General features: G+C 68.7%; 7 protein-coding genes and 1 pseudogene. 4 read left to right on the plus strand and 4 right to left on the minus strand.

The annotated features are described in order from the left end of the window. Positions 1-226, minus strand: a 226-nt coding sequence (locus AC27VN_RS31710; protein ID WP_490879126.1) for a YbfB/YjiJ family MFS transporter, incomplete at its 3' end; no start/stop codon positions are given. A 100-nt stretch (positions 227-326) separates the two neighbouring features. On the opposite strand from AC27VN_RS31710, the gene AC27VN_RS31715 reads away from it, so the two are divergent. The 3 genes from AC27VN_RS31715 (at position 327) to AC27VN_RS31725 (ending at position 2,440) form a co-directional block, all read left to right on the plus strand. Then, positions 327-1,298, plus strand: a complete 972-nt coding sequence (locus AC27VN_RS31715; RefSeq protein WP_490879127.1) for a LysR family transcriptional regulator — start codon at positions 327-329, stop codon at positions 1,296-1,298. A gap of 126 nt (positions 1,299-1,424) precedes the next feature. Next, on the plus strand, positions 1,425-2,186 hold the full coding sequence (locus AC27VN_RS31720; RefSeq protein WP_490879128.1) for an SDR family NAD(P)-dependent oxidoreductase: 762 nt from the start codon (positions 1,425-1,427) through the stop codon (positions 2,184-2,186). An 11-nt stretch (positions 2,187-2,197) separates the two neighbouring features. Beyond that, complete coding sequence (locus AC27VN_RS31725) at positions 2,198-2,440, plus strand: tautomerase family protein (RefSeq protein WP_203204361.1); 243 nt, start codon at positions 2,198-2,200, stop codon at positions 2,438-2,440. Between the two features lie 111 nt (positions 2,441-2,551). Here AC27VN_RS31725 and AC27VN_RS31730 read toward each other — a convergent pair whose 3' ends face one another. Further along, positions 2,552-2,809, minus strand: coding sequence for a hypothetical protein (locus tag AC27VN_RS31730; protein ID WP_395352988.1), 258 nt, complete (start codon positions 2,807-2,809; stop codon positions 2,552-2,554). A gap of 341 nt (positions 2,810-3,150) precedes the next feature. Here AC27VN_RS31730 and AC27VN_RS31735 point away from each other — a divergent pair, with 341 nt between their 5' ends. Beyond that, entirely contained in the window at positions 3,151-4,617 is a 1,467-nt protein-coding gene (locus AC27VN_RS31735) for a hypothetical protein (RefSeq protein WP_490879129.1), read from the plus strand. Here the strand turns inward: AC27VN_RS31735 and AC27VN_RS31740 are convergent. Both AC27VN_RS31740 and AC27VN_RS31745 read right to left on the minus strand, forming a co-directional pair. Then, complete coding sequence (locus AC27VN_RS31740) at positions 4,614-5,090, minus strand: nucleoside deaminase (RefSeq protein WP_490879130.1); 477 nt, start codon at positions 5,088-5,090, stop codon at positions 4,614-4,616. The genes AC27VN_RS31735 and AC27VN_RS31740 overlap by 4 nt on opposite strands. A 23-nt stretch (positions 5,091-5,113) precedes the next feature. Further along, positions 5,114-5,410: pseudogene (locus AC27VN_RS31745) on the minus strand (cyanate transporter); the annotation flags it as partial.

Genomic DNA, 5,410 nt, shown 5'->3' on the forward strand with positions numbered 1-5,410 from the left:
CCGCGAGGTAGCCCACGAGGTTGGCGGCACCGAGGTAGGTGGCGGCCGAGGCGTCGAACCAGTGGGCGTCGATGATGGCCGGCAGCAGCGGCGTGTAGGCGAAGCGCGCGAGGCCCAGGCCCACGAGCGTGGCGCAGAAGCCCGCGAGGATGGCGGGCCAGGTGGCGGCGGCGCGCGGGTGCGATGCGGTGGCAGTGCGCGCGGCTGCACTGCGGGGGGTGGCCATGATGTGCTCCGGCGAATCGATGGATTCGATGCTACGGATTGCCGGCCCGCGAATGAATCCCTATCCTCGGGCATTCAGTATTTCGCGAGAAGGAAGAATCATGGACCGCATCGACGCCATGAAGGTGTTCGTGGCGGCGCTGGCCGAAGGCAGCCTCGCCGGTGCCGGCCGCAAGCTCGGCAAGTCGCCGGCCGCGGTGAGCCGCGCGATCGCCTTTCTCGAAGCCCACGTGGGCGCCGAGCTGCTGCACCGCACGACGCGCTCGATCCGGCTCAGCGATGCGGGCGAGCGCTATGCGGTGGCCTGTCGGCGCATCCTCACCGACCTCGAGGAAGCGGACATCGCGGCGGCCGGCGAACGCTCGGCGCCGCGCGGCCGGCTCACGGTGACGGCCGCGGTCGCGGTGGGCGAGGCGCTGCTGCGGCCGATCCTCGACGCCTTCATGAACGCGCACCCGACGGTATCGGTGCGGCTGCACCTGCTGGACCGCCCGGCCAACCTGATCGACGAGGGCATCGACGTGGCGCTGCGCATCGCGCACCTGGCCGACTCGACGCTGGTGGCGCTGCCGGTGGGCGAGGTGCGTCGCGTCACGACGGCCTCGCCGCGCTATCTCGCGAAGCATCCGCGCATCGCGGTGCCGGCCGACCTCGCCGAGCACCAGGTGGTGGCGATGACGCACTTCGGCATCGACTCGTGGAGCTTCCCGCCCGCGGCCGGCGTCGGCGGCGCCGGCACGATGCCGCGCACGGTGCAGTTCGCGCCGCGTTTCGTGGTCAACAGCCTGCGCGCGGCGGTGGCCTCGGCCGCCGAGGGGCGCGGCGTGCTGCGCTCCTTCTCGTACCACGTGGCCGACGAGGTGGCCGACGGGCGGCTGCGCATCATCCTCGCGCAGGACGAGCCGCCGCCGCTGCCGGTGCACCTGGTGGTGCCGCACGGCCGGCTGGCGGTGCCGAAGGTGCGGGCCTTCGTCGACTTCGCGCTGCCCAAGCTGCGCGCGGGTTTCGCGGACTGGTGCAAGGCCTGCGAGCCCAAGGCCGAGGCCAGGCGCACGAAGCGTCGCAGCGGCTGATTCGCTCGAACGGCGGAAGAGTGATTGCCGAATCCCGGCCATTCACTCTTAGCTCGAGCGACTCCACACTTCCTTCCACGACGCCACCGCATCTTGCGGGGCGCAAATACCGGAAGGACATTCACCATGAGCACCCCCGATTTCCAAGGCGGCAAGGCCCGCACCGCCGTCGTCACCGGCGCCAGCAGCGGCATCGGCTTCGCGATCACGCGCCGCCTGCTGGCCGAAGGCTGGAACGTGGTCGGCAATGCGCGCAGCGACGCGCGGCTGGTCGAGGCCGCGCGCCAGTTCGGCGCCGGCGACCGCTTCACCGGCGTGGCCGGCGACATCGCCGATCCGCGCATCGCCGCCGCGCTGGTCGAGCACGCGGTCGCGCGCTTCGGCGGCGTGGACGCGCTGGTCAACAACGCGGGCATCTTCCTGGCCAAGCCCTTCGTGGACTTCACCCCCGAGGAGGTCGAGCAGCAGATCGCCACCAACGTGAAGGGCACGATCTACGCCTCGCAGGCCGCGGCGCGCCACATGATCGGCCGCCGCGCGGGCGCGATCGTCAACATCACGGCCTCGGTGGCGCTGCAGCCGCGCAGCAACGTGCCGGCCTTCATGGCAGTGCTGCTCAAGGGCGGGTTGAACGCGGCCACGCGCGCGCTGGCGCTCGAGCTCGCGCCGCATGGCGTGCGCGTGAACGCGGTGGCGCCCGGGATCATCGACAGCCCGATGCATGCGCCCGAGACGCACGGCTTCCTCAAGACCCTGCAGCCTGCCGGCCGCCTGGGCACGGTCAACGAGATCGCCGATGCGGTGCTCTACCTGGTGAACGCGGGCTTCACGAGCGGCGCGGTGTTGCCGGTGGATGGCGCGGGCAGCGCGGGCAACTACATCGTTTGAGGGAGAACGCCATGCCCTACGTCAACGTACGCATCACGCGCGACGGCGTCACGCGCGCACAGAAGGCCACCGTGATCGCGGAGATCACCGACACGCTGCAGCGCGTGCTCGGCAAGGACCCGCACCTGACCCACATCGTGATCGACGAGATCGACACCGACGACTGGGGGTATGCAGGCGAGACGACGACGGTCGTGCGCGCGCGGGAGGCGGCACAGGCGAAGGAAGCTGCGGGGCAGGTGCGTCAGGCCTGAGCCGGGCGCGCTTGAAAAAACAACCGTTCACGCTGAGCTTGTCGAAGCGCCGCGCGAGGCTTCGACAGGCTCAGCCCGAACGGTTGTGTTCTGGCTGGTCGCTTCCCCCGATCAGCCCGCATTCTTCAGCGACTGCTTGGCCTTGTCGGCCGAGGCCTTCGAGCGGTTCTTGTGATAGCCCGACTTCACGTTGTTCACGGCCTTGCCGACCGGGCCGCTCTTCTTGGCCTTGCTGTCGGCCTGCTTCTCGTCGATCTTGTGCTGGGCCGCATCGGTCGCCTCGGAGGCGGCCTTGCCGATCTGCGCGTTGGCGGTGCCGGCGGCCAGCAGGGTCAGCGAAGTGGCGAGTGCGAGCAGGGTCTTGTTGATCATGGGAAGGATCCTCCAAAGGTTGTCGATGGACCGATGGTGATGCCTTCGGCGTGCGCGGCCTGTCGGCGGCGACCGCGCATCGCTGGGCGGGCTGCCCTACAGCCTCGCCCCCTTCCCGGACCAAGCGCGAGCACGACGGCGGCATGGATGGCCTGTTGCCTGGAACCGGCGCGCGAAGCCCGCCGACTCGATCGACATCTGTGCATTGCATCGATCCCAAAGTGATATTCATCGAGGAATTAATCGCCACCTTGTTGCGTTGGCGATTCTCGCTTCGGGTCTGATCGCATCATCCGGAAAGCACCGCCTGGCTTGAATTCCCATGGGAATGCGGCGCAATGGTGCGTCGTTCGCGGGCACGGATTTTGCGCAACCCGATTGCAGTTTCTGCACACATCAACATCAGGGAGCTTTTTCACATGACCCACGAAAGCGAAGCCGATCCGGATCAAACGCATGCACGGGGAACGCGCCGCCGTTCCCTCCTGAAGGCCGGCCTGGCCCTTCCCCTCGGCACCAGCGCGCTGCTGGCCGCATGCGGCGGCGGAGGCAGCAGCAGCGGCTTTTCGCCGACGCCGGTGGCCGTGGCACCACCACCCTCGCCCGCGGTGGTGCCGACGCCGCCCGTCGATCCGCCACCGCCGAGGCCGGTCGAAAAGGCGGTGAAGAACGTGCGCGTTCTCAACCTCCAGACGCCCTCCACAGCGCCACTCCCCGACCAGCGACTGAAGGACGAAGCCATCGAGACCTACACGCGGCGCGCGCTGCAGGCCAAGTTCAACCTGCTGAGCGATGCGCTGGCACAGGGCCTCCCAAAGAAGAGCGCGCCCACCGACCTCTGCTTCTTTGTGGTGCCCGAGTTCTTCTGGAACGTGAACTGGGATGCGGTGAGGAACGAGGAGGAGATCAAGGCCTTCTCGACCACCTGCGTGATCGAGGTGCAGAAGCACGTGCGCGCGCTGATCGCCTTGTTCCCGCAGGAGCAGTACGGCAAGCTGGCGCTGCTACCCGGCACTTCGCAGGTTCTGATGAAGCAACTGGTCGAGCCTCCCGCGGCGCCGGCCCCGCAAGGCGGCCCGGTGAAAGACGAAAACCTTCCGCCCTACGAAGCGCTCAACTACGTGCTGGTGATCGACAACTTCAGCAAGGCCAACCCCGACGGCAGCCGGCCGATCGCGATGTGGCCCAAGCGCAATGTGTCATGGATCGACTTCGACACGGACGGGGGCACGCAAGTCCTGAAAGACGGCCGGGCCTACTGGAAGGTTCTGCTGGGCCACCTCGATATCCTCGTGCTGATGGAGTCGACCACCACCGCTGCCTACTACGCGGACGGCAAGCAGTACACGGGGTTCGACAACGACCCGCTGGGCGGCGTGCCCTTCGGCGTGGACGTGTGCCTCGACTACATGGCGTCGTACACCGAGAAGCAATACCTGCGGATGTCGCAGATCGAGGACACCAACTACATCATCGACTTCCTGCTCGCCGCCGGCATGACGGCCGATCCCGAGACTCACAAGTACCTGCCTTCGGTGCAGTACATCGTGCGAAACGACGGCTACTACGTAGGTGCCTGCGAGATCTTCCAACTCTCGGCGCCAACCACCAGCGAAGGCATCGCCAAGCGACCCGGCAACGCGCGCGTCGCGCAGACCGCGGTGGCGAATCTGGCGCCGAACACCATCCTCTTCGACGCCTACTTCGATGTCCATCCGCTGGGGCAATATCCCGAGATTCCCGACCTCCCGGACCTTCCCACCGAACCGCTGCCCTCGCCGTTCGTGCCGACGGCTTCGGCCTAAGCCGCGCGCCGCGTGGCCGCCCACTCGGCCAGGATCCGCACCGCCTCCCCATCCATCCGCTGCTCGGCCGGCAGCCTGCGCTGCGCGAGCGTCGCGCCCGACTCGATGCGCAGCGCCTCCACGTCGATTGGATGGCGCGCGGCCACGGTCACGCCGTCGAAGGCCTCGCCCGACTGCGCGAGCGAGGCCGCGTAGTAGAGCTGCGCGATGCCCGCGATGTGCATCGCCGCCACGCACATGGCGCAGGGCTCGCACGAGGTGTAGAGCTCGCATCCCGAGAGGTCGACGCTGCCGAGCTTGCGGCAGGCGTCGCGGATGGCCTCGACCTCGCCGTGCGAGGTGGGGTCGTGGTGCGCGACCGAGTGGTTGAAGCCTTCGCCGACGATGGCGCCGTCCTTCACGACCACGGCGCCGAAGGGCTCGGTGCCGGGTTCGTGCAGCGCCTGCGCGGACAGGGCGAGCGCGCGTTGCATGAAGCGTTCCTGGTACATGGTGTTCAGACCTTTCGAGTGGCTGCGCCCTCGGGCGCGAGGGAAGAGGATGGCATGGCGCGCGGCGCGAACAGCCCCGCGGTGGCCGCGCCGTAGCGACGCGGATCGAAGCGCAGCAGCAGCGGCAGCAGCACGAGCACCACGGCGCCGAGGTAGGCCCAGGCGAGCGCGAAGCCGCCGGTGTGCTCGCGCACCCAGCCGGTGACGAAGGGCGCGAGCGCCGCGATCATGAAGCCCAGGCCCTGCATGAAGCCCGCGAGCGCGCCGGCCTGCGCGGGGTCGGGCAGGTGGTCGAGCGCGAG

Source organism: Variovorax sp. 20P10.2.4 (assembly GCF_058244205.1).

What these genes read in the sequence shown, in the direction of transcription:
- AC27VN_RS31720 (WP_490879128.1), top strand. Translation starts at nt 1,425, where the DNA reads ATGAGCACCCCCGATTTCCAAGGCGGCAAGGCCCGCACCGCCGTCGTC.
- AC27VN_RS31715 (WP_490879127.1), top strand. Translation starts at nt 327, where the DNA reads ATGGACCGCATCGACGCCATGAAGGTGTTCGTGGCGGCGCTGGCCGAA.
- AC27VN_RS31735 (WP_490879129.1), top strand. Translation starts at nt 3,151, where the DNA reads ATGGTGCGTCGTTCGCGGGCACGGATTTTGCGCAACCCGATTGCAGTT.
- AC27VN_RS31740 (WP_490879130.1), bottom strand. Translation starts at nt 5,090, where the DNA reads ATGCAACGCGCGCTCGCCCTGTCCGCGCAGGCGCTGCACGAACCCGGC.
- AC27VN_RS31725 (WP_203204361.1), top strand. Translation starts at nt 2,198, where the DNA reads ATGCCCTACGTCAACGTACGCATCACGCGCGACGGCGTCACGCGCGCA.